General features: G+C 72.8%; 22 protein-coding genes. 8 read left to right on the top strand and 14 right to left on the bottom strand.

Features of this window, described 5'->3' with window-relative positions:
• Positions 1–25 precede the first annotated feature (25 nt).
• Complete coding sequence (locus tag ACRDSK_RS06760; RefSeq protein ID WP_431439076.1) at positions 26–877, top strand: diacylglycerol/lipid kinase family protein; 852 nt, start codon at positions 26–28, stop codon at positions 875–877.
• A 139-nt stretch (positions 878–1,016) separates the two neighbouring features.
• On the opposite strand, the gene ACRDSK_RS06755 is transcribed toward ACRDSK_RS06760, so the two are convergent.
• Complete coding sequence (locus ACRDSK_RS06755; RefSeq protein WP_431439075.1) at positions 1,017–1,556, bottom strand: GNAT family N-acetyltransferase; 540 nt, start codon at positions 1,554–1,556, stop codon at positions 1,017–1,019.
• Between the two features lie 30 nt (positions 1,557–1,586).
• Positions 1,587–2,141 (bottom strand): methyltransferase family protein, encoded by a 555-nt coding sequence (locus tag ACRDSK_RS06750; protein WP_431439074.1) that lies wholly within the window; start codon positions 2,139–2,141, stop codon positions 1,587–1,589.
• Positions 2,142–2,252: 111 nt separating this feature from the next.
• On the opposite strand from ACRDSK_RS06750, the gene ACRDSK_RS06745 reads away from it, so the two are divergent.
• The 3 genes from ACRDSK_RS06745 (at position 2,253) to ACRDSK_RS06735 (ending at position 3,744) form a co-directional block, all read left to right on the top strand.
• Complete coding sequence (locus ACRDSK_RS06745; RefSeq protein ID WP_431439073.1) at positions 2,253–2,666, top strand: VOC family protein; 414 nt, start codon at positions 2,253–2,255, stop codon at positions 2,664–2,666.
• A 478-nt stretch (positions 2,667–3,144) separates the two neighbouring features.
• A complete protein-coding gene (locus tag ACRDSK_RS06740) occupies positions 3,145–3,309 on the top strand; it encodes a hypothetical protein (protein WP_431439072.1) in 165 nt (54 codons plus the stop codon).
• Between the two features lie 114 nt (positions 3,310–3,423).
• Entirely contained in the window at positions 3,424–3,744 is a 321-nt protein-coding gene (locus ACRDSK_RS06735) for a putative quinol monooxygenase (RefSeq protein WP_431439071.1), read from the top strand.
• On the opposite strand, the gene ACRDSK_RS06730 is transcribed toward ACRDSK_RS06735, so the two are convergent.
• The 4 genes from ACRDSK_RS06730 to ACRDSK_RS06715 form a co-directional block, all read right to left on the bottom strand.
• Complete coding sequence (locus tag ACRDSK_RS06730; protein ID WP_431439070.1) at positions 3,731–4,813, bottom strand: Gfo/Idh/MocA family protein; 1,083 nt, start codon at positions 4,811–4,813, stop codon at positions 3,731–3,733. The two genes, ACRDSK_RS06735 and ACRDSK_RS06730, sit on opposite strands and share 14 nt — an antisense overlap.
• Positions 4,814–4,893: 80 nt before the next feature.
• Positions 4,894–5,286, bottom strand: coding sequence for a VOC family protein (locus ACRDSK_RS06725; protein ID WP_431439069.1), 393 nt, complete (start codon positions 5,284–5,286; stop codon positions 4,894–4,896).
• Between the two features lie 22 nt (positions 5,287–5,308).
• Positions 5,309–6,721 carry a pyridoxal phosphate-dependent decarboxylase family protein gene (locus ACRDSK_RS06720; RefSeq protein ID WP_431439068.1) on the bottom strand — a complete coding sequence of 471 codons (1,413 nt, stop codon included), beginning with the start codon at positions 6,719–6,721 and terminating at the stop codon, positions 5,309–5,311.
• A gap of 4 nt (positions 6,722–6,725) precedes the next feature.
• Complete coding sequence (locus ACRDSK_RS06715) at positions 6,726–7,958, bottom strand: threonine synthase (RefSeq protein WP_431439067.1); 1,233 nt, start codon at positions 7,956–7,958, stop codon at positions 6,726–6,728.
• 63 nt (positions 7,959–8,021) lie between these two features.
• On the opposite strand from ACRDSK_RS06715, the gene ACRDSK_RS06710 reads away from it, so the two are divergent.
• The 3 genes from ACRDSK_RS06710 to ACRDSK_RS06700 all read left to right on the top strand — a co-directional run bounded on the left by ACRDSK_RS06710 (position 8,022) and on the right by ACRDSK_RS06700 (position 10,711).
• The gene (locus tag ACRDSK_RS06710; protein ID WP_431439066.1) at positions 8,022–9,260 is read left to right on the top strand and encodes an erythromycin esterase family protein; all 1,239 of its coding nucleotides are present in this window, start codon (positions 8,022–8,024) and stop codon (positions 9,258–9,260) included.
• Between the two features lie 93 nt (positions 9,261–9,353).
• The gene (locus ACRDSK_RS06705) at positions 9,354–9,590 is read left to right on the top strand and encodes a hypothetical protein (protein ID WP_431439065.1); all 237 of its coding nucleotides are present in this window, start codon (positions 9,354–9,356) and stop codon (positions 9,588–9,590) included.
• A complete protein-coding gene (locus ACRDSK_RS06700; protein ID WP_431439064.1) occupies positions 9,590–10,711 on the top strand; it encodes an FUSC family protein in 1,122 nt (373 codons plus the stop codon). The genes ACRDSK_RS06705 and ACRDSK_RS06700 overlap by 1 nt, the downstream gene beginning before the upstream one ends.
• Here ACRDSK_RS06700 and ACRDSK_RS06695 read toward each other — a convergent pair.
• Positions 10,692–11,252 (bottom strand): hemerythrin domain-containing protein, encoded by a 561-nt coding sequence (locus tag ACRDSK_RS06695; RefSeq protein ID WP_431439063.1) that lies wholly within the window; start codon positions 11,250–11,252, stop codon positions 10,692–10,694. The genes ACRDSK_RS06700 and ACRDSK_RS06695 overlap by 20 nt on opposite strands.
• 39 nt (positions 11,253–11,291) lie before the next feature.
• Between ACRDSK_RS06695 and ACRDSK_RS06690 the strand changes: the two genes are divergently transcribed.
• Entirely contained in the window at positions 11,292–12,305 is a 1,014-nt protein-coding gene (locus ACRDSK_RS06690; protein ID WP_431439062.1) for a DNA topoisomerase IB, read from the top strand.
• Between the two features lie 330 nt (positions 12,306–12,635).
• Here ACRDSK_RS06690 and ACRDSK_RS06685 read toward each other — a convergent pair whose 3' ends face one another.
• The 7 genes from ACRDSK_RS06685 to ACRDSK_RS06655 all read right to left on the bottom strand — a co-directional run.
• Positions 12,636–13,850 (bottom strand): glycosyltransferase, encoded by a 1,215-nt coding sequence (locus ACRDSK_RS06685; RefSeq protein ID WP_431439061.1) that lies wholly within the window; start codon positions 13,848–13,850, stop codon positions 12,636–12,638.
• 91 nt (positions 13,851–13,941) lie between these two features.
• A complete protein-coding gene (locus tag ACRDSK_RS06680) occupies positions 13,942–14,094 on the bottom strand; it encodes a hypothetical protein (RefSeq protein WP_431439060.1) in 153 nt (50 codons plus the stop codon).
• Positions 14,095–14,199: 105 nt separating this feature from the next.
• Complete coding sequence (locus tag ACRDSK_RS06675; RefSeq protein ID WP_431439059.1) at positions 14,200–15,165, bottom strand: SDR family NAD(P)-dependent oxidoreductase; 966 nt, start codon at positions 15,163–15,165, stop codon at positions 14,200–14,202.
• 52 nt (positions 15,166–15,217) lie between these two features.
• Positions 15,218–15,571 carry an STAS domain-containing protein gene (locus ACRDSK_RS06670; protein WP_431439058.1) on the bottom strand — a complete coding sequence of 118 codons (354 nt, stop codon included), beginning with the start codon at positions 15,569–15,571 and terminating at the stop codon, positions 15,218–15,220.
• Positions 15,572–15,602: 31 nt separating this feature from the next.
• Positions 15,603–15,764 carry a hypothetical protein gene (locus tag ACRDSK_RS06665; protein WP_431439057.1) on the bottom strand — a complete coding sequence of 54 codons (162 nt, stop codon included), beginning with the start codon at positions 15,762–15,764 and terminating at the stop codon, positions 15,603–15,605.
• 115 nt (positions 15,765–15,879) lie between these two features.
• Positions 15,880–16,872, bottom strand: a complete 993-nt coding sequence (locus tag ACRDSK_RS06660; RefSeq protein ID WP_431439056.1) for a LacI family DNA-binding transcriptional regulator — start codon at positions 16,870–16,872, stop codon at positions 15,880–15,882.
• 39 nt (positions 16,873–16,911) lie between these two features.
• Positions 16,912–17,297 (bottom strand): DUF305 domain-containing protein (locus ACRDSK_RS06655; protein WP_431439055.1); only part of this gene is annotated, 386 nt, incomplete at its 5' end.

The following is a 17,297-nucleotide window of genomic DNA, read 5'->3' as shown; positions in this document are numbered from 1 at the left end:
AAACCGGTGCGGGCAGAATGCCCGAATGCGCATCGCGCTCGTCACCAACCGGCTCTCCGGCAGCGGCCGCACCGACGGCGACCGGATCCTGACCCTGCTCACCGATCGTGGTGCCGACGCCCAGGTGCTCGGCCTCGACGACCTCGACCAGCCACTGCCCGACGTCGAGCGACTCGTGGTCGCCGGCGGAGACGGCTCGCTCGGGGTCGCCGCCCAGGCGGCGCACCGGGCGGGCGTGCCGCTCGCCGTGCTCGCCACCGGCACCGCGAACGACTTCGCCACCGCGCTCGGGCTGCCCAAGGACCTCGCCGACGCGTGCGCGCTCGCCGTCGACCCCGACGCTCCGACCCAGCATCGGGAGATCGGACTGGTCGCCGGGCGCCCGTACGTCAACGCCGCCGCGGCCGGGCTGTCGGCGGTCGCGAGCCGGCTCGCCAAGCCGCACAAGGCACGCCTCGGCCGGTTCGCCTACGTGTTCGGCGCGCTGCGGGCCGGGCTCACCGCGCCGCACACGCCGTGCCGCGTCCGCTGCGACGGCGAGACGGTGTTCGACGGCGACGCGTGGCAGCTGGTCGTCGCCGTGAGCGGGGCGTTCGGCGGCGGCTCGAACATCGGCGGCACCCGCCACGACGACGACCGCCTCGACGTGGCCGTCGTGCCGGCCGGGTCGCGGCTCGCGCTCGTCCGGCACGGCTACCACATGCGGCGCGCCATGCTCACCCAGCAGGAGGACGTGCCGCACCACCGCGGACGCGAGATCGACGTCGACGTGCCGGCCGCCACGGAGTTCAACGTGGACGGTGACCTGCGCCGCCTCGAGCCGGCCCGCTTCACGCTGCTGCCCGGCGGCGTAGAGGTAGTCACGCCGGGTGGCTAGGCTCGTGGATCTTTGCGAGGTCTGGCGCCGATGAACGTAGCCTCAGGGGAACGTGACGGCACTTGGCCACTACCAGCCGCACGTCGGTGTCGTTGGCTGGAACGCAACCAACACTTTGAATTCCGGGGAGGCGGGTCAGCTAGTCATCTGGGTCGACGAGGTCGCTCGGGCGGATGCGGAACACCTGCAGGCGCAGGTTGTAGTACTTGTCCGTCTCGCCGACCCAGGCCATGCCGAGCCGCTTCGCGGTGCCGATCGCGCGGGTGTTGGTCGGGCGGGCGACCGCGAACAGCTCGTCGATCTCCTGCGTGAACGCCCACTCGATCAGCGCGTGGCCGGCCTCGGCGGCGAAGCCGTGGCCCCACGCCTCCGGTCGCAGCTGCCAGCTCAGCTCGAGGTCTTCTTCGTACGGCGGCAGCAGGCGGATGCCCAGCCCGCCGATGACCGCGCCGTCGTCCTTGCGCTGGATCGCCCACCGCCCGCGCGGCGGCAACATGTTCGGCTGGTCCTCGATCCACGCCTGCAGCACGGACCGCATCGCGGCCTCGTCGTCGACCTGGCCCATCGCCGGTGTGAGCCACCGGGTGACCGACTCCGCGCCGTAGATCGCCAGCGCGGCGTCGGCGTCGGCGAGCTCCCACTCGCGCACGACGAGCCGCTCGGTGGTCAGCTGGTTCATACCGTCGAGGCTACTCAGTTTTTCCGGTGCTCAGCCGAACTCACCCGGCCGCCCGACCAGGCGCTCGCCGGGCTCTGCGCCGGGCTCCGCGCCGCGCCACGGGCGCAGCCGGGGCCACCACGCGCGGACCGCGCGGCGGTAGGTCGTGTACTCCGCGCCGAACCGGCGGCTGAGCACCGGCTCCTCCCGGAAACGCACGAACGCCGCGGTCACCGCCCACACGATCACGGCATAGACCAGCAGGTCCGCCCGGCCGAGCAGCAGCGCCTCGCCGAGCGCCGCGGCCACGACCGCGACGTACATCGGGTTGCGCACGAACCGGTAGAGCCCGCCGACGACCAGATGGCGCGGGGGAGCGGCGGGGAACGGCGTGCCGAGTCCCTCGGCGACGAACTGGCCGAAGGCGTGCAGCAGCACGGCGACACCCGCGGCCAGCAGGACCGAGCCGAGCACCTCCACCGGCACCGGCGCCCACGCGGGCATCGGGTCGGCGCGGTCCCAGCCGGTCAGCAGCCAGGGGATCGCGCCGACCACGGTGCCCGGCGCGACGACCAAGAAGATGATGCTGCCCACGAGTGCTCGCACCGCGCACCTCCTAATTCAATGTGCCTTGAATTCTAGCTCCTTGACACCGGCTCGGGTCAACATGTAGACAACCGGACAGTTATAGAACTCATTGGTTATGGAGGGGTGGACATGAAGTGGACGCTCGAGGTGGTGGTCGTTCCGGTGACGGATGTCGACCGTGCCAAGGAGTTCTACACGGAGCGGATGGGCTTCGCGGTGGACCACGACAGCGACTTCGGCCCGCAGATGCGGATCGTGCAGCTGACCCCGCCGGGCTCGGGCTGCTCGATCGTGATCGGCAAGGGCGTGGCGGAGATGGAGCCGGGCTCGCTGAAGGGCCTGCAGCTGGTGGTGCGTGACCTCCGCGCGGCGCGTGCGGAGCTGGTCGGCCGTGGCGTCGAGATCGGCGAGGTGCAGGTCGCCGGCCCGGGCGGCTTCCGCCCCGCCGAGGAGGGCGACGACCTGAACAACCAGGGCTTCGCGTTCTTCGCCGACCCGGACGGCAACAGCTGGGCCGTCCAGCAGATCACCGCCCGCGACTAGCCCGGCGCCGGCTCAGCGCGAGACGAGTCCGCCCAGCCAGGAGACGATCGTCAGAACGGAGTTGTCCTGGAAGGCTCGATGGTTCCCGGCGATGACAAGCCACGTCGTCGCGAGGGTCCAGCCCGCGACGGGCAGGCCGCGAGGGTGGCGAGAGTCTTGTCGAACTTGTCGGGGCCCGGCGCCGCGGGTGCCGATGCGCGGTCGACCCGGTCGAGTCGCGCGCGGCGGCCGGATGATCACCGACCGTTACTGTGGGTGTCGCCGGTAGGACTTCCTGAGCTTCGACCACGATCCGTGTCCAAAGTCATCGCCAGGAGTCCGTCGGTCGGGAATTTCTCCTGGACATGTCATCTGGGCAAGATCTGGCTGGTCAGGCCGGCCGACGCGACAGGTGTAGTGATTGTCGCGAGCAGGTCACGGATTTCACGGAACGGCAACCTTCGACCCGCCGGCAACGACTCTCCGTAACGACGACCCGTTGTGCGACACGTTGGGCGGGGGAGCGGTGGTGGAGACGGTGTGCGAGCGGATGCCGAGTGTCGGCGTCCTGCTGCTGGAGCGGTACGACAGTGACGCGGCGGCGCGCTGCTGGCGGATCATCATCGAGCGCGAGCTGGAGGCGTGGGTCAGGCCGGACCGGTGATCGGCGCCGCCGAGGTTTGCTGCTCCGGGCCAAAACGAGGCCCGGGGACTGGCGCGACGCCGCCGGTTTCGCCAGGGTGAGTGCCGTATCCCGGAGTTCGAGGAGGGCGGCGACATGATCTTCATCTGTGTCAAGTGGACGATCCGGCCGGAGCGGGCGGACGAGTGGCTGTCGCTCGTCGACGAGTTCACCCAGGCCACCCGCGCCGAGCCGGGCAACATCTTCTTCGAGTGGTCGCGCAGCGTCGACGACTCGAACGTCTTCGTGCTCGTGGAGGCGTTCCGCGACGGCACGGGCGAGGCGCACGTGACATCCGACCACTTCAAGAAGGCCATGGGCTGGATGCCGGACGCCGTCGCGACGAAGCCGTCGATCGTCAGCGTCTCCACCGAGGGCGAGGGCTGGTCGGAGATGGCCGAGGTCACTCCTCGATAAGCCGCACCGGCGACGGGCGGGCGCAGTCGGTCGCCACCGGCTCGGTGCGGCCGGTTCGGGCGGCGCGCAGCAGCGACTCCAGCACGTCCAGCACGTGCAGGGCCAGCTCGCCGCCGGCTCGGTGCTCGGTGCCGGTCGTAATCGCGTCCGCGAGATCGGCGATGCCGCAGCCGCGGCCGGTGGCGACGTACCCCGCCGCGGCCGGCTGTTCTGTCCACTCAGGACTGTCCCGATGGAACAGCCGGACCGCGCCGCCGAAACCGTTGGGGTCCGGCACGGACAGCGAACCGTCGGTGCCGTAGACCTCGATGCGCGGCAGCTCGGCCGCCCACACGTCGAAGCTCATCAGCAGCGTGGACACGGCGCCGCTCGCGTGCTCCAGCGTGCCGGTGACGTGCGTGGGCACCTCGACGGGGAACTCCGTGCCCCGCGACGGACCGCTGCCGACCGTGCGGTTCGCGCGGGGCGTGGCGGCCATGCCGGCGACCCGGCGCACCGGCCCGAGCAGGGTGACCAGCGCGGTCAGGTAGTAGGGACCCATGTCCAGCAGTGGCCCGCCGCCCGCGCGGTAGAAGAACTCCGGCGTGGGGTGCCAGCGCTCGGGCCCGGGCGAGACCATGAACGCCGTCGCCGCCACCGGGGTGCCGACGGCGCCGGCGTCGAGGTGGTGGCGCGCGGTCTGGGTGCCGGTGCCGAGGACGGTGTCCGGCGCGCAGCCGACCCGCACGCCCGCGCCCGCCGCCGCGTCGAGGATCGCGCGCCCCTCGGCGGTGGTCAGGGCGAGCGGCTTCTCGTTGTACACGTGCTTGCCGGCCGCGATCGCCTCGATGGCCACGCCCGCGTGCGCCTGCGGGACGGTCAGGTTGAGCACCAGGTCGACGTCGTCGGCGCGGTACAGCTCGGCCGGCGTGCTGGCGCGGATGCCGTCGCCCGCCACCGCGGCCGCCCGGCTCGCGTCGAGGTCGGCGACCGCGGTCACTCGCACGCCGTCGAGCGCGGGGAGCGTGGCGAGGTACTGGCCGCTGATGTTGCCGATGCCCATGATGCCGACGCGCAGCTCGTCGCCCACCCGGACCCCCTGGAGGTAGTCGTCGGACCTCTCCGGGGATCATCGCATCCGGCCGCGGCGGCTGTCACGGCGTGAGTGCCTCAGCCGAGCGCGGCGAACAGGTCGACCGCGTTGCCGTCCGGGTCCTCGACCGTCGCGTACCGCTGGCCCCAGAAGGCGTCCCACGGGTCCTTGTGGCTGTGGTAGCCGGCCGCGACCAGCCCGGCGTGCGTCTTGTCCACATCGGACGGTGAGGCGCAGGCGAAGGCCAGGCCCACCGCGGGTCCGCCGGCGGGCTTGGTCCACTCCGGGTCGAAGGAGCGGACGGTCTCGACGGTGTCCCACGCGAACCGCAGGCCGCCGGGCAGCGGCGCCTCCACGTGCGGCTCGCCGTCCGCCTCGGCCGGGATGTCGAAGCCGAGCCGGCGGTAGAAGGCCAGCGAGGCGGCCATGTCCGCCACCACGAGGCCGATGAGGTCGAATTTCGGTGTCATGCGGTCACGGTAGGACCGGCGCTCACCCGGCGTCTTGAACGAATCGGACACCCAGCTCGCGCACCACCGTGGCGACCAGCTCGACGTCGGACTCCGTGGTGCGCCAGTTGACGATCGCCGGCCGCAGCGCGGTGTGACCGCGGTAGACCGTGGTGCCGGCGTACACCCGGCCGTCCGCGAGCAGGGCCTCGCCGATGGCCGAGTTCAGCGCGTCCAGCGACTCGGGCGCCACGCCGGGCGGCGCGTACCGGAAGCAGACCACGCACAGCCGGACCGGCGCGAGCAGCTCCAGGTCGGGGGCCTGGTCGACGAGCCGGCCGAGGTGGGCGGCCAGGTCGAGCTGGCGCTCCACCATCGCGCGGTAGCCCGACCGGCCGTACGCGCGCAGCGTCGCCCAGATCGGCAGCGCCCGCGCCCGGCGGGAGGACTCCGGGCCGAGCCGGCTGTAGTCGAGCTCGCCGCCGACCAGGTACGGCGCGTTCCACGAGCCGAACGTCTCGCCGAGCGTCTCCCGGTCGCGCAGGAACGCGAACCCGCTCTCGTAGGGCACGTTGAGCCACTTGTGCCCGTCGGCGGCGACCGAGTGGGCCCGCTCGACGCCGCGCAGCAGGTGCGCCGTCCGCGGCGACAGCGCGGCGAACAGGCCGAACGCGCCGTCGACGTGCAGCCAGCAGCCGTACCGCTGCGCCAGGTCGGCCAGCTCGTCGATCGGGTCGTAGTCGCCGGCGTTGACCTCGCCCGCGGTGGCGATCAGCACGGCCGGCGCGGCCAGCTCGCGCAGCGCGGCTTCGATCGCCGCGACGTCGGCACGGCCCTCGCCGTGCACCCGGACCGTGTCCCGCCCGCAACCGAGCAGCTGCAACGCCTTGCGCGCGCTGGGGTGCACGTAGCCGCCACCGAGTACCGGCATCGCGGGCAGCCCGGCGAGCCCGTCGGCGGCCACGTCCCGGCCCTGCCGGGCGGCCCACCAGTGCCGGGCGCACGCGAGGCCGGTGAGGTTCGCGAACGTGGCGCTCGGCGTGAGCACCCCGCCCCACCCGGCGGGCAGCCCGAACAAGTCCTTCAGCCAGCCGAGCACCACGGTCTCGGCCGTGGTCGCGAGCGGCGAGGACGTCCACAGCACCGCGTTCTGGTCCAGCAGCGCGGTCGCCCAGTCGCCGGCCAGCGCCGCCGGGGTCGAGCCGCCGGTGACGAAGTGGAAGAACCTCGGACCGGACGAGTGGGTGGCGGCCGCGGTGCCGATGCGCAGCAGCTCCTCGACGGACTCGACCGCGCCGAGCCCCTCCTCCGGCAGTGGCCCGCCCAGCTCGTCGAGCAGCCCGCGTGCGGCCGGGTCGTCGACGGGCCGGTCGGCCAGCGAGCTCAGGTAGCCCGGCGCGGCCTTGGCGACCGCGTCGAGCGGTGCGGCCGGGTCCGGGTCCCGCAATGGGTCCATGGGCTCATATTGCACCCAGGTCGAGGACCGCGTCGCGGGCGAGCGCCGGCGGTTCCTCGACGGGCACGGTGTGTGGGTACTTCAGACCGCTGCCGGTGTTGAGCACGACCACCTCCTCGTCGCCGTCGAGCCAGCCGCTCTCGCGCAGCCGGGCCACGGCGGCCAGGGTCGCCGCGCCCTCGGGGCACATGAACAGGCCTTCGGCCGCCGCGCACGCGGCCTGCGCGGCGAGGATGTCCGCGTCGTCCACGGCGATCGCGGTGCCGCCGGTCTCCCGGACCGCGTCGAGCACGAGGAAGTCGCCGAGCGCGCTCGCCACGTTGATGCCGAACGCCACGGTCCGCGCGTCCGCCCAGGGCTCGGCGGTGTCCGCACCCTGCTCGTAGGCCCGCACGATCGGCGCGCAGCCGGTCGACTGCACGGCCACCAGCCGCGGCGGCGCACCGGTGAGCCAGCCCAGCGCGAAGAGCTCGTCGAGTGCCTTGCGGATGCCGATCAGCCCGACGCCGCCGCCGGTCGGGTAGACGATCACGTCCGGTGCCCGCCAGCCGAGCTGCTCGACGATCTCCACGCCCATCGTCTTCTTGCCCTCGATGCGGTAGGGCTCCTTGAGCGTGGCGGTGTCGAACCAGCCATCCGCGACCGCCTGCGCGGCGAGCGCGCCGGCGTCGCCGATCAGACCGTCCACGAGGTACAGCCGGGCGCCGGCAAGCGCGCACTCCAGGCGGGTGACCGGCGGCGCGTCGGTCGGCATCACCACGAGCGCGCCCATGCCGGCCCGGGCGGCGTACGTCGCCCACGCGGCACCCGCGTTTCCGTTGGTGGGCATGGCGATCCGCTCGATGCCGAGCTCGCGGGCCCGGGAGACGCCGACCGCCGCGCCGCGGGCCTTGAAGCTCCCGGTGGGCAGCATGCCCTCGTCCTTGGCGGCGAGGTTCGGCACGCCGACGCCGGCGCCGTAGCCGGGCAGCGGCAGGATCGGGGTCATGCCTTCGCCGAAGGTCACCGCGTTCGCCCGGTCCCGCACGGGCAGCAGCTCCCGGTAGCGCCACAAGTCCCCCGGCCGGCCGGTGATGTCCGAAGTGGACACAGCGCGGGCGGCACGGTCGAGGTCGTAGCGGGCGAGCAGCGGGGAGCCGCATTCGCAGAGGTTGTGTGGCTCGTCCGCCTCGTACCGGGTGCCGTGGCGGGCACACTCCAGATGGGACAGCGTGCTGGTCCACTCGTCGGTTCGCACCCCGCCAGTGTGCCTGGTCCGATTGGACGATTGCCCGCCGCCGTCCGGGGAACCCCCAGGTGTATGGACCCGCGCGACGTGACGCCGCTGTACGGACCGGGCAACCTCGACCCGCTGCTCGACCGGATCGGCCGGGCCAGGTTCGTGCTGGTCGGCGAGGCCACGCACGGCACGTCGGAGTTCTACCGCTGGCGCGCGGAGCTGACCAAGCGGCTCGTCGCGGAGCGGGGGTTCGACTTCGTCGGCGTCGAGGGCGACTGGCCGGACTGCCACCGGCTGCACTGCTGTGTCGCGGGCGCGCCGGGCATCCCCAAGGACCCGGCCGCGGTGCTCTGGGAGATGCGCCGCTGGCCGCGCTGGCTGTGGGCCAACGAGGAGGTCGTCGACTTCGCCGGATGGCTGCGGGAGTTCAACGCCCGCCGGCCCCGGCCGGTCGGCTTCCACGGCCTGGACGTGTACAGCCTGTGGGACTCGCTGCGCGCCGCGCTCGACCACCTGCGCGAGCACTCGCCGGACCGGGTGGCCGACGCGATCGCCGCGTACCGCTGCTTCGAACCGTACGGCCAGGACCAGGCGGCCGCCCTGCCGGATGGCTGCTCGGCCGAGGTGGGACGCCTGCTCGCGCGGCGGCGGCCGCGTACCGAGCTGGCGTCGCTGCCCGGCCTCGACCCGGCCTTCGTGGCCTGGCTGAACACCGAGGTGCCGGCGAACGCCGAGCGGTACCACCGGGAGCTGCTGCGCGGCGACCATCGCTCGTGGAACGTTCGCGAGCAGCACCTGGCGGACACGCTCGACCGGCTGGCGGGAGCGTACGGCCCGGGCGCGAAGGCCGTGGTGTGGGCGCACAACGCGCACGTCGGCGACGCCGCCGCGACCGACATGGCCGCGGCGGGCATGACGAACCTGGGCCGGCTGGTCCGCGAGAGACACGGCGAGGACACCGTGCTCGTCGGCTTCGGCACCTACGAGGGCAGCGTGCTCGCCGCGCAGCGGTGGGACGGGCCGGTCCGCCGGCTGCGGGTGCCGCCGGCGGCGCCGGGCAGCGTCGAGGCACGGTGGCACGAGATCCTGCCCGACACCGACGGCCTGGTCGTCTTCCCGCGCGGCGGCGGCCCGGCCTGGACCGGCGAGGTCCGCGACCACCGCGCGATAGGCCTGGTCTACGACGGCGACCGGCCGGGCACCTACGTGCCCACGGTGCTGCGCCGCCGCTACGACGCGTTCGTCCACTGTGACCGGTCGACCGCGGTGACCCCGCTGCACCGGGTGGAGACAAGGGAGACCTTGCCCGTCGGCGAGTGAGATCTGCTCCGTTCGGCTCAACGCAGGCTTACCCGCTGCTCGGCGGGGTACTCCCTCGCCATCCCTCCCCGCTGGCAAGGAACGGTGATCGCCGTGGCGCATGACCGGAGGCGCACGACGCGGCCGCCATCCCGCGGTTCGATGGTCGTCTACGTCGACCGGACGCAGCCGGACGGCCGGCGGCGGTTCCGGCTCGCCGACGTGGTCGGCCCGGTCGTCGAGGACCCGGGCAGCGGGCACCTGTGGGTGGGCGTGTTCCTGCCCGACCGGCCCGGTCGGGCCGAGCTGATCAACTGCGCCGAGATCCTCAACGTCGTGCCGCCGCGGTGATGGCTCCGCGCACCCTCGTGGACCGGCTGCGCCTGCCCGGCCTGCGCTTCTCCGGCCGGGACCGCGAGGGGCTGGTCCAGGCGGCGAAGATGGCCGTAGCGGCGGTCGTGGCCTGGTTCTTCGCCCGCCAGCTGCACGAGCCGCAGTCGTTCATCGCGCCGTATGCGGCGGTGTTCATGATGTCCAGGACGGTCTACCGCTCGTTCTTCGACGCGGCCAAGCAGGTGACCACGGTCGTGCTGGGCGTGCTGGTGGCGTTCGCGGTGGCGGTCGTGGTGCCGTGGGAGTTGGCCGCGCTCGCGGTGGCGGTGTTCGTCGGCATGGTGGTCGGCCGCTGGCACCGGCTGGGTCGCGACGGGATCTGGGTCGGCGTGGTCGCGTTGCTGATGATCACCTACGGCACCGCGGGCGACGCCGGGTTCCTGCTCTTTCGGGCCGGCGAGGCGTTGTTCGGCGCCCTGGTCGGGGTGGCGGTGAACCTGCTACTCCTGCCGCCGGTGCACCTGCGGCAGGTCGGCCGCGCGGTCGCCGGGGTGAGCGGGGAGATCGAGGAGCTGCTGGACACGATGGCCGGCGAGCTGCGCGGCGAGTGGTCGGTCGCGGACGCCCGGCGGTGGCGGCGCGGGGCGCGGGCGCTGGGGGCCGTGGTGCGGCACGCGGAGGAGGCGTCCGGCGAGGGCTGGGAGAGCATCCGGTTCAACCCGCGCCGGTGGTGGTCGCGCTCGCCCAGCCCGTCCGACGACGACACCGCGCTGGGAAAGCTGACCGACGTCGTCGATCAGGTCCAGCAGATCGCGGAGACCCTGGTGACGTCGGGCGATCCGGACAGCACGGCGCCTCGCACGGGCCGCGTCTTCGACGAGACCTTCGCCGACCTGCTGGCGGAACTGGCCCGCGGGGTCGCGGCCTACCAGATCCCGCTCGCCGAGCGGGAGATCGACCGCGAGGCGTTGTACGACGCGCTGTCCCGGGCGCGAGACCGGAGGGCGGCGCTGGCCCGCCTGGCCCCGTCGCCGGACATGGACCCGCCGAAGGACTGGAGCGCCCACGCGGCGGCGTTGCTGGCGCTGGAGAACGCGCTGCGCTCGCTGCTGGACGGCGCTAGCGACCGCGGCCGGTGAGGGCGTCCCGGATGCGGTCGACGAGCGCCACTCCCGGGCCGAGAACCTTGTTGGCCGGCGGGTGGTCGGGGACGGCCGGGTGCGGGCGGGTCGGGGCGAGCTTCTTGCCCTGCTCGTACTTCAGGCCCAGCTCGCGCAGTTCGACGCCCTCGCAGGCCGACCGCAGTCTCGGGAGCAGGTCGCTCTCGGCGTCCTGGATGTGGTGGCGCACGCTCGCCGCGAGGGAGCCGACCAGGTCGTCGAACGCCGGGGTCGTCGGGTCGGTCCGGGACAGCTTCTTCATCACCTGCTCGGCGGCCGCGTGCCCGGCCAGCTGATGGTCGGCCATTTCGTCGCCGTCGGGCAGGGCCCGACGGGCCGCCGGGTAGAGATACTGCTCCTCGACGACCGCGTGCCGCACCAACTCCGTGATCACGCGCTCGACCAGGCTCCTGCGGTTGCGCGCGTCGCCGCTCGCCTCGAGCTCGTCGAGCAGCGCCGCCACGTCCCGGTGGTCGGCGACGATCGCGTCGATGAGGTCCTGTTGCTTCTCCACGGCCATTCCACCGGGGTACCCCGCCCGGTGCCGGGGTACACGGGGATGGTGCGAATGAGACGCAGCGACGTCTGGGGCAAGGGCCTCGGCCGCCGGCGCTCGGGTCGGGGCTTCCGGTACCTGGACGCGGCGGGCGAGGCGGTGCGCGACGCGGAGACGCTGGACCGGATCCGCGGCCTGGTGATCCCGCCGGCGTGGCGCGACGTGTGGATCTGCCCGCATCCCAACGGCCACATCCAGGCGGTCGGCACCGACGGCGCCGGCCGGCGGCAGTACCTGTACCACGCGGAGTGGCGGCGCGGCCGGGACGAGGAGAAGCATCGTCGGGTGGTCGACCTGGCGCGCCGCCTGCCGGACCTGCGCGCGGCGGTCGACGCCGACCTGGCCACGTCCGGCCTGGGCAGGCGCCGGGTGCTGGCCGGCGCGCTGCGGATGCTGGACCGAGGCGTCTTCCGCACCGGCGGCGAGGAGTACGCGCAGGACAACGGAACCAGGGGAGTGGCGACACTGCTGCGCGGCGACGTGACGGTTCGTGGTGGCGTGATCCTGTTCCACTACCCCGCGAAGGGCGGCATCGAGCGCCGGGTCCGCATCCGCGACGGCGCGCTGGCCGCGCTGGTGAGCGCACTACGCCGCGGTCACAAGGACGACGAGCGCCTGCTGACCTACCGCGAGGGTGCGGAGCGCTGCGAGGTGCGCGCCGAGGACGTCAACGACCGGCTGCGGGAGCTGGTCGGCCCCGACTTCACGGCGAAGGACCTCCGCACGTGGCACGCGACGGTCCTGGCGGCGGTGGCGCTGGCCGGCGTGGACCGCCCGAGCTCCGAGCGGGCACGCAAGCGAGCGGAGAAGGCGGTGATGACCGAGGTGGCCGAGCAGCTTGGCAACACCCCGGCGGTAGCGAGACGGTCCTATGTGGACCCAAGAGTCCTGACGGCGTGGGAACAAGGCGACACGATCGGCAACGCCCTCTCGAAACTCGAGACAGACACAACAACCCTGGCCGACGACGAACTGAGAGCGGCGATCGAGAAGGCAGTAATCCGTCTACTGGACTAGGAAAGCGCCATCACAACCCCGATCCGTGTCGATCGGGCAAGAATGCGACTCTCCGCAGCGGCTGGGGTGGTTGGTGTGCACAATTCGGGCAGGCCGCCAGGCCTGCCCCTAAAGGGCGTGCCCAAGGCCGCTCAGGGAGGCTCGTTGTCAAGTCCCCGCCGACGAAACAAGATCAGCGCTGGATGAGGCGCGGGGACTTTACAATGAGCTGAGCGGCCTTAAGCTGCACGCCAACCACCCCAGCCGCAGCTCTTCAACCAAGCTCCCGGGCAGGACACCTCAACCGAAGCCGAGCAGGACGCATCAACCGATTTCAAGCAGGCCCAGAAGTCACCGAGCACCAGCGACAAGGCCGTCGGCGCGAGCCCCAGCCCGCGAATAGACCCGCAAGGTCTCATCGGCGACCCGCTGCCAGGAGTACCGCGCCCAGGCCCGATCCCGCCCAGCCGCGCCGAACTGCTCCAGCAAGGTCTGATGCGCCAAGAGGTGATGCAACGTCGCGGCAAGGGCCCGAGGCTTGCGAGGCGGCACCAGCCGCCCGGTGACCCCGTCCACGACGGTGTCTGTCAGCCCACCCACGGCGGACGCGACGACAGGCACCCCGCAAGCCATGGCCTCCAACGGCACGATGCCGAACGACTCGTACCAAGGCGTGCACACGACCGCGTCGGCCGAGCGCAGCAGCGCCGGCAGCTCGTCGCGAGAAACCGAACCGACCAGTCGGAGCTGCTTCGCGACACCCATCGACTCCGCGAACGAGCGCAGGAACCGGGCGTGCTCGTCGCGGCCCAGCCGGCGCTTGTCCGGCCCGCCGGCGATCACCAGCTCCGTGTCCGGTAACGCGCGCAGCGCGGCGATGGCCGTGGCGAAACCCTTGCGCGGCACCAGTCTGCCGACCGCCACGAGCCGGTGCGCGTACTTGCTCCGAGGCATGGCCTCGCCCTCGGGCACGAACGCGTCCACGTCCACGCCGCTCGGCACGACCGAGATCCGCGCGCGCGGCACGCCCATGCGCGCCAGTTCGGACACCTCGTCCGACGACGTCGCGGCGATCCGCCCGACCTCGCGGCACAGCACCTTCTCCGTGCCGATCCGCTGCGGCGGGCTCGTGTCCTCATCACCCAGGTACCGCTTCTTCACGGTGCCGAGCCCGTGGAACGTCTGCACCACCGGCACCCCGACGACCCGCGCCGCGGACACCGAGGCCAGGCCGGACCTCCAGTAGTGCGCGTGCACCACGTCCGGCCGGTCGAGCTCCCAGCGCGTCCGCAGGAACCGGGTGAACTCGCCCATGTCCCGCGTCAGCTCGTCCTTCGGCACGGGACGCGCGGGCCCGGCGGGCACGTGCACGACGCGGTAGCCGTGTTCGGTCTTCAGCTCATCGGGTACGGACCGGTCGTCCCGCCGGGTGTAGACGGTGACCTCGTGGCGCTGACTAGCCAAAGCCTTCGACAGCTCGGCGACGTGTAGGTTCTGGCCTCCCGCTTCGACGCTCCCCAGCGCGGCGAGCGGGTTGGCATGTTCGGAGACGAGCGTGATCTTCATTCGAGTTACCCACCTTGTCGTCTTGCGATGCGGTGAGCAAGTCGTCCCAGCTTCTTTAGAACGTGCTCAGGTCGTACTCGGAGGAGCCGGCTCAACGTGCCGGCTGCACGGCGCCCTTGCGCTGACGCGAGTCCGTGACGGCCTGCTGCTGCTGTTGAGGCTGCTGCTTGAGGGCGGGCAGCGTCTCATGCGCCGCCAACCGCTCGCGGCAGAGCCTGGCGAGTCGTCGTGCGTGAACAGTCATGGCCAACTCCTCTGTGTACAAGGGATATACCCCTGTATGGCCGCCACCACACCTGATTTATGCCTATGAGACGCGCGAACGGGCGAGAGGTTCCCCGGCCGGCCCTCAACCGTGCACGGTCAGGCCGGTCAGCCGCTCACAGGTGCGCCACAACTCGGCCCGCTGCTCCGGCGTCTCCCGCGTATGCGGCAGCAGGTGTGTCGGCCGCGGCGCGCGGTCGTGCCAGAGCCGGCCCGGCCGGCCGGCGGGCTCCGGGGCGGCGGCGACCCACACGGTCGTGTCCGCGCCCTCCTCGACGGTCCGCAGCAGCGGTCGGGTGATCGTCCGGAACCGAGGCAGCCAGTGGGCGAGGCCGGGCGTCTCGGCCCAGCCCGGGTGCACCGAGTGCACGGTGATCCCGTCGTCCGCGAGGCGCGGCGCCAACTCCTCGGCGAGCACGACCTGCATCCGCTTGGTGCGCGCGTACGCGGTGATCCCGCGGTAGTCGCCCCGCAGGTACTGCGGGTCCTCGCTGCGCAGCCGCTGCCCGTACATCCCACTCGACGTCACGAAGATGACCCGGCTCGGCGCCGCCGCGGCCAGGTTCGCCCGCAGCAGCCCGGTCAGCAGGAACGGTCCGAGCACGTGCGTGGCGAGGTCGAGCTCGTTGCCCTCCTCGGTCTCGACGCGCTCGTGCGCGAGCGTGCCCGCGTTGTGCACCAGCACCCGCAGGGCCGGCACGCGGGCGCGGAAGTCCTCGGCGAACTCGTGCACGCGCGCGAGCACCGACAGGTCGCACTGCTCGACCTCGGTGACGGCGTCGGGCACCGCTCCGACGATCTGCGCCCGGGCCTGCTCCAGGCGGTCGAGGTGCCGGCCGAGCAGGTGCACCCGGGCGCCGAGCCGGGCCAGCCCCGCGGCGGTCGCCGTGCCGAGGCCCGAACCGGCGCCGGTGACCAGCGCGTCCGCGTCCTTCAGCGCGTCGGGCGGCGGGTCCGCCGGCCAGTCCGCGCGCCTGCTGCGCACGCGGTAGCCGATGCGGGAGTTGCCGGGCAGTACCAGCCGGTCGAGCAGAGTGTCCACAAAGGTCACGGCGCCGTCCCCTCGGTCCTTCGGACTCCGGGTCTACCCGCGATCGCGTGCGCTAATCCGGGACGGCGTCCGCCAGCGTCGAGTATGCCGGCACGACCTCCGCGACCCCGCTGACCTCCAGCGTCCGGCGTGCCGTGCCGTTCGCGGCGACCACCCCGAACCGGCGCCCGTCCGCGCGGGCCGCGTCGTTGGCGTCCACCAGCACGGACAGCCCGGCCGCGGCCAGGAACGTGACCCCGGTGAGGTCGACGACGGTCGTCCGCTCGCGCGTGCGGGCCAGCGCCTGGCGCAGGCGCGAGGCGGTGAGCAGGTCGACCTCGCCGACGGCGGTGACCACCGCGATACCGGGCCCGGCGCGCCTGCGGTGCACGACGAGCCCCTCGTCGCGGATGGCGTGCTCGGCCATGGTTGCTCCTGCGGCAACGGGTGAATGGTCGCTACCCAGCGTAGCGCGTCGTGCCCGTGGCGTGTACCCCCCGACGGGCGCGCTGTGGGAGCACGACGTACTTGGGGTCCTCGGTCGAGGCGACGCCGGCGGCGTAGACACCGAAGCGGATGCACAGGCCGGCGCGCCCGGTCCGGTAGGTCTCGGAGACCACGCCGAGGCCGTGCTCCACCCGCCGCGCGGCGAGCAACTCGGCGCAACCGGCTGGTGCTCTGAACGGGTGGACGTCCGGCAGGTGACGGTGGCCGCCACGGCCGGTCGGGCCGAAGTCAGGCGGACTGGCGGTGGATCAGCTTCGGTTCGAAGATGACCTTCTTCACCGGGGTGTCCGGGGTGTCTATCTGGCGCAGCAGCAGGCGCGCCATCTCCGCGGCCATGTCCTCCACCGGCTGGCGCACGGTCGTCAGCGGGGGTTCGCAGGCCAGCGCCGCCGAGCTGTCGTCGAAGCCGACCATCGCCACGTCGTCCGGGACGACGCGGCCCGCGGCGCGCAGCACGGCCAGCGCGCCCTGTGCCATGAGGTCCGACGCCGCGAACACGCCGTCCAGTGTCGGATGCCGTGACAGCAGCGCGGCCATCCCCGCCGTGCCGCTCTCGCGGGTGAAGTCGCCCTCGACCCAGATCGGCTCGGCGTGGGGGAGGGCGTCGCGGAAGCCGGCCAGCCGGTCCTGACCGGCCGAGGTGTGCTGCGGACCGGCGATCGTCGCCACGTGTCGGCAGCCCAGGGACAGCAGGTGGCGGGCGGCCAGGGCGGCCCCCTCCGTCTGGTTCACGTCCACGTAGGTGATCGGTAGCGGCTGGATCGGCCGGCTGGACAGCACGACCGGGAAGTGACCCTCGACCAACAGCCGGGGGAGGGGATCCAGCGGGTCCGTGTGGATGAGGATCACGCCGTCGAGCCGGCCGCGACGTACGTCCGACTCCACCTGCGAACGGGTGTCCGCGGCCAGCACGAGGTGCACCCCGGCCGGCTCGGTCACCGTCATCACGCCGCTCACCACGCGCCCGAAGAACGGGTCGCCCAGCATCCGGCGCTCCTCGGGCAGCACGAGCGCGACGGCGTCCGCGCGGCGGGTCACCAACGAGCGCGCCGCCAGGTTCGGCACGTAGCCGCTGTCATCGATGGCACGCAGCACGGCCGCCCGGATGGACTCGTCGACGCTCGCCACGCCGTTCACCACCCGCGACGCCGTCGCCCGGGACACCCCGGCCATCCTGGCCACCTCCTCCAGCGTGACGCGGCGCGGCGAGGACGAGGGCACGGCCTCTTATACCCGCGGCCCGGGTCGACGACGGTCAGCTCAGCCTCCGATGCGGTCCAGCGCCGCCGCCCGCGTCGACGCCATCCGCGTGGCCAGGTTCTTCGTCGCCGGGTGCGCGATCGAACGCATCGCCGACCTCGCGACCGTCGCGGACTCCGTCAGGTGCGCCCGCACAAGGTCGACGAACGTCGCGTCGAAGTCGGCGGCCGCCGCCAGCCCGATCAGCTCGGCGTCGGTCGGCATGCCCGGCATGTCGTGGCCCCGGTGCAGGTTCAGGTACCGGACCGACTCCGCGTCCAGGAGGCCGCGCAGCTCGGCCAGCTCCGCGCGCCGGTCGTCCGCGAGCGACGACGCGAACGTGCGCAGCCGGCGGTCCGCGGCCCGCGCGGCGCCCAGGTCGAGCAGTCGCACCGCCTGGTCGTCGG

The organism is Actinophytocola sp., assembly GCF_050699915.1.
GTDB lineage: Bacteria > Actinomycetota > Actinomycetes > Mycobacteriales > Pseudonocardiaceae > Actinophytocola.
This window is presented reverse-complemented; position numbering and strand designations above follow the sequence as displayed.

Excerpts from the sequence above, each read along its gene's own strand:
- ACRDSK_RS06720 (WP_431439068.1), bottom strand. The coding sequence starts at position 6,721 with ATGGACCCATTGCGGGACCCGGACCCGGCCGCACCGCTCGACGCGGTC.
- ACRDSK_RS06690 (WP_431439062.1), top strand. The coding sequence starts at position 11,292 with ATGGTGCGAATGAGACGCAGCGACGTCTGGGGCAAGGGCCTCGGCCGC.
- ACRDSK_RS06700 (WP_431439064.1), top strand. The coding sequence starts at position 9,590 with ATGGCTCCGCGCACCCTCGTGGACCGGCTGCGCCTGCCCGGCCTGCGC.
- ACRDSK_RS06725 (WP_431439069.1), bottom strand. The coding sequence starts at position 5,286 with ATGACACCGAAATTCGACCTCATCGGCCTCGTGGTGGCGGACATGGCC.
- ACRDSK_RS06695 (WP_431439063.1), bottom strand. The coding sequence starts at position 11,252 with ATGGCCGTGGAGAAGCAACAGGACCTCATCGACGCGATCGTCGCCGAC.
- ACRDSK_RS06710 (WP_431439066.1), top strand. The coding sequence starts at position 8,022 with ATGGACCCGCGCGACGTGACGCCGCTGTACGGACCGGGCAACCTCGAC.
- ACRDSK_RS06685 (WP_431439061.1), bottom strand. The coding sequence starts at position 13,850 with ATGAAGATCACGCTCGTCTCCGAACATGCCAACCCGCTCGCCGCGCTG.
- ACRDSK_RS06755 (WP_431439075.1), bottom strand. The coding sequence starts at position 1,556 with ATGAACCAGCTGACCACCGAGCGGCTCGTCGTGCGCGAGTGGGAGCTC.
- ACRDSK_RS06760 (WP_431439076.1), top strand. The coding sequence starts at position 26 with ATGCGCATCGCGCTCGTCACCAACCGGCTCTCCGGCAGCGGCCGCACC.
- ACRDSK_RS06745 (WP_431439073.1), top strand. The coding sequence starts at position 2,253 with ATGAAGTGGACGCTCGAGGTGGTGGTCGTTCCGGTGACGGATGTCGAC.
- ACRDSK_RS06670 (WP_431439058.1), bottom strand. The coding sequence starts at position 15,571 with ATGGCCGAGCACGCCATCCGCGACGAGGGGCTCGTCGTGCACCGCAGG.
- ACRDSK_RS06735 (WP_431439071.1), top strand. The coding sequence starts at position 3,424 with ATGATCTTCATCTGTGTCAAGTGGACGATCCGGCCGGAGCGGGCGGAC.
- ACRDSK_RS06680 (WP_431439060.1), bottom strand. The coding sequence starts at position 14,094 with ATGACTGTTCACGCACGACGACTCGCCAGGCTCTGCCGCGAGCGGTTG.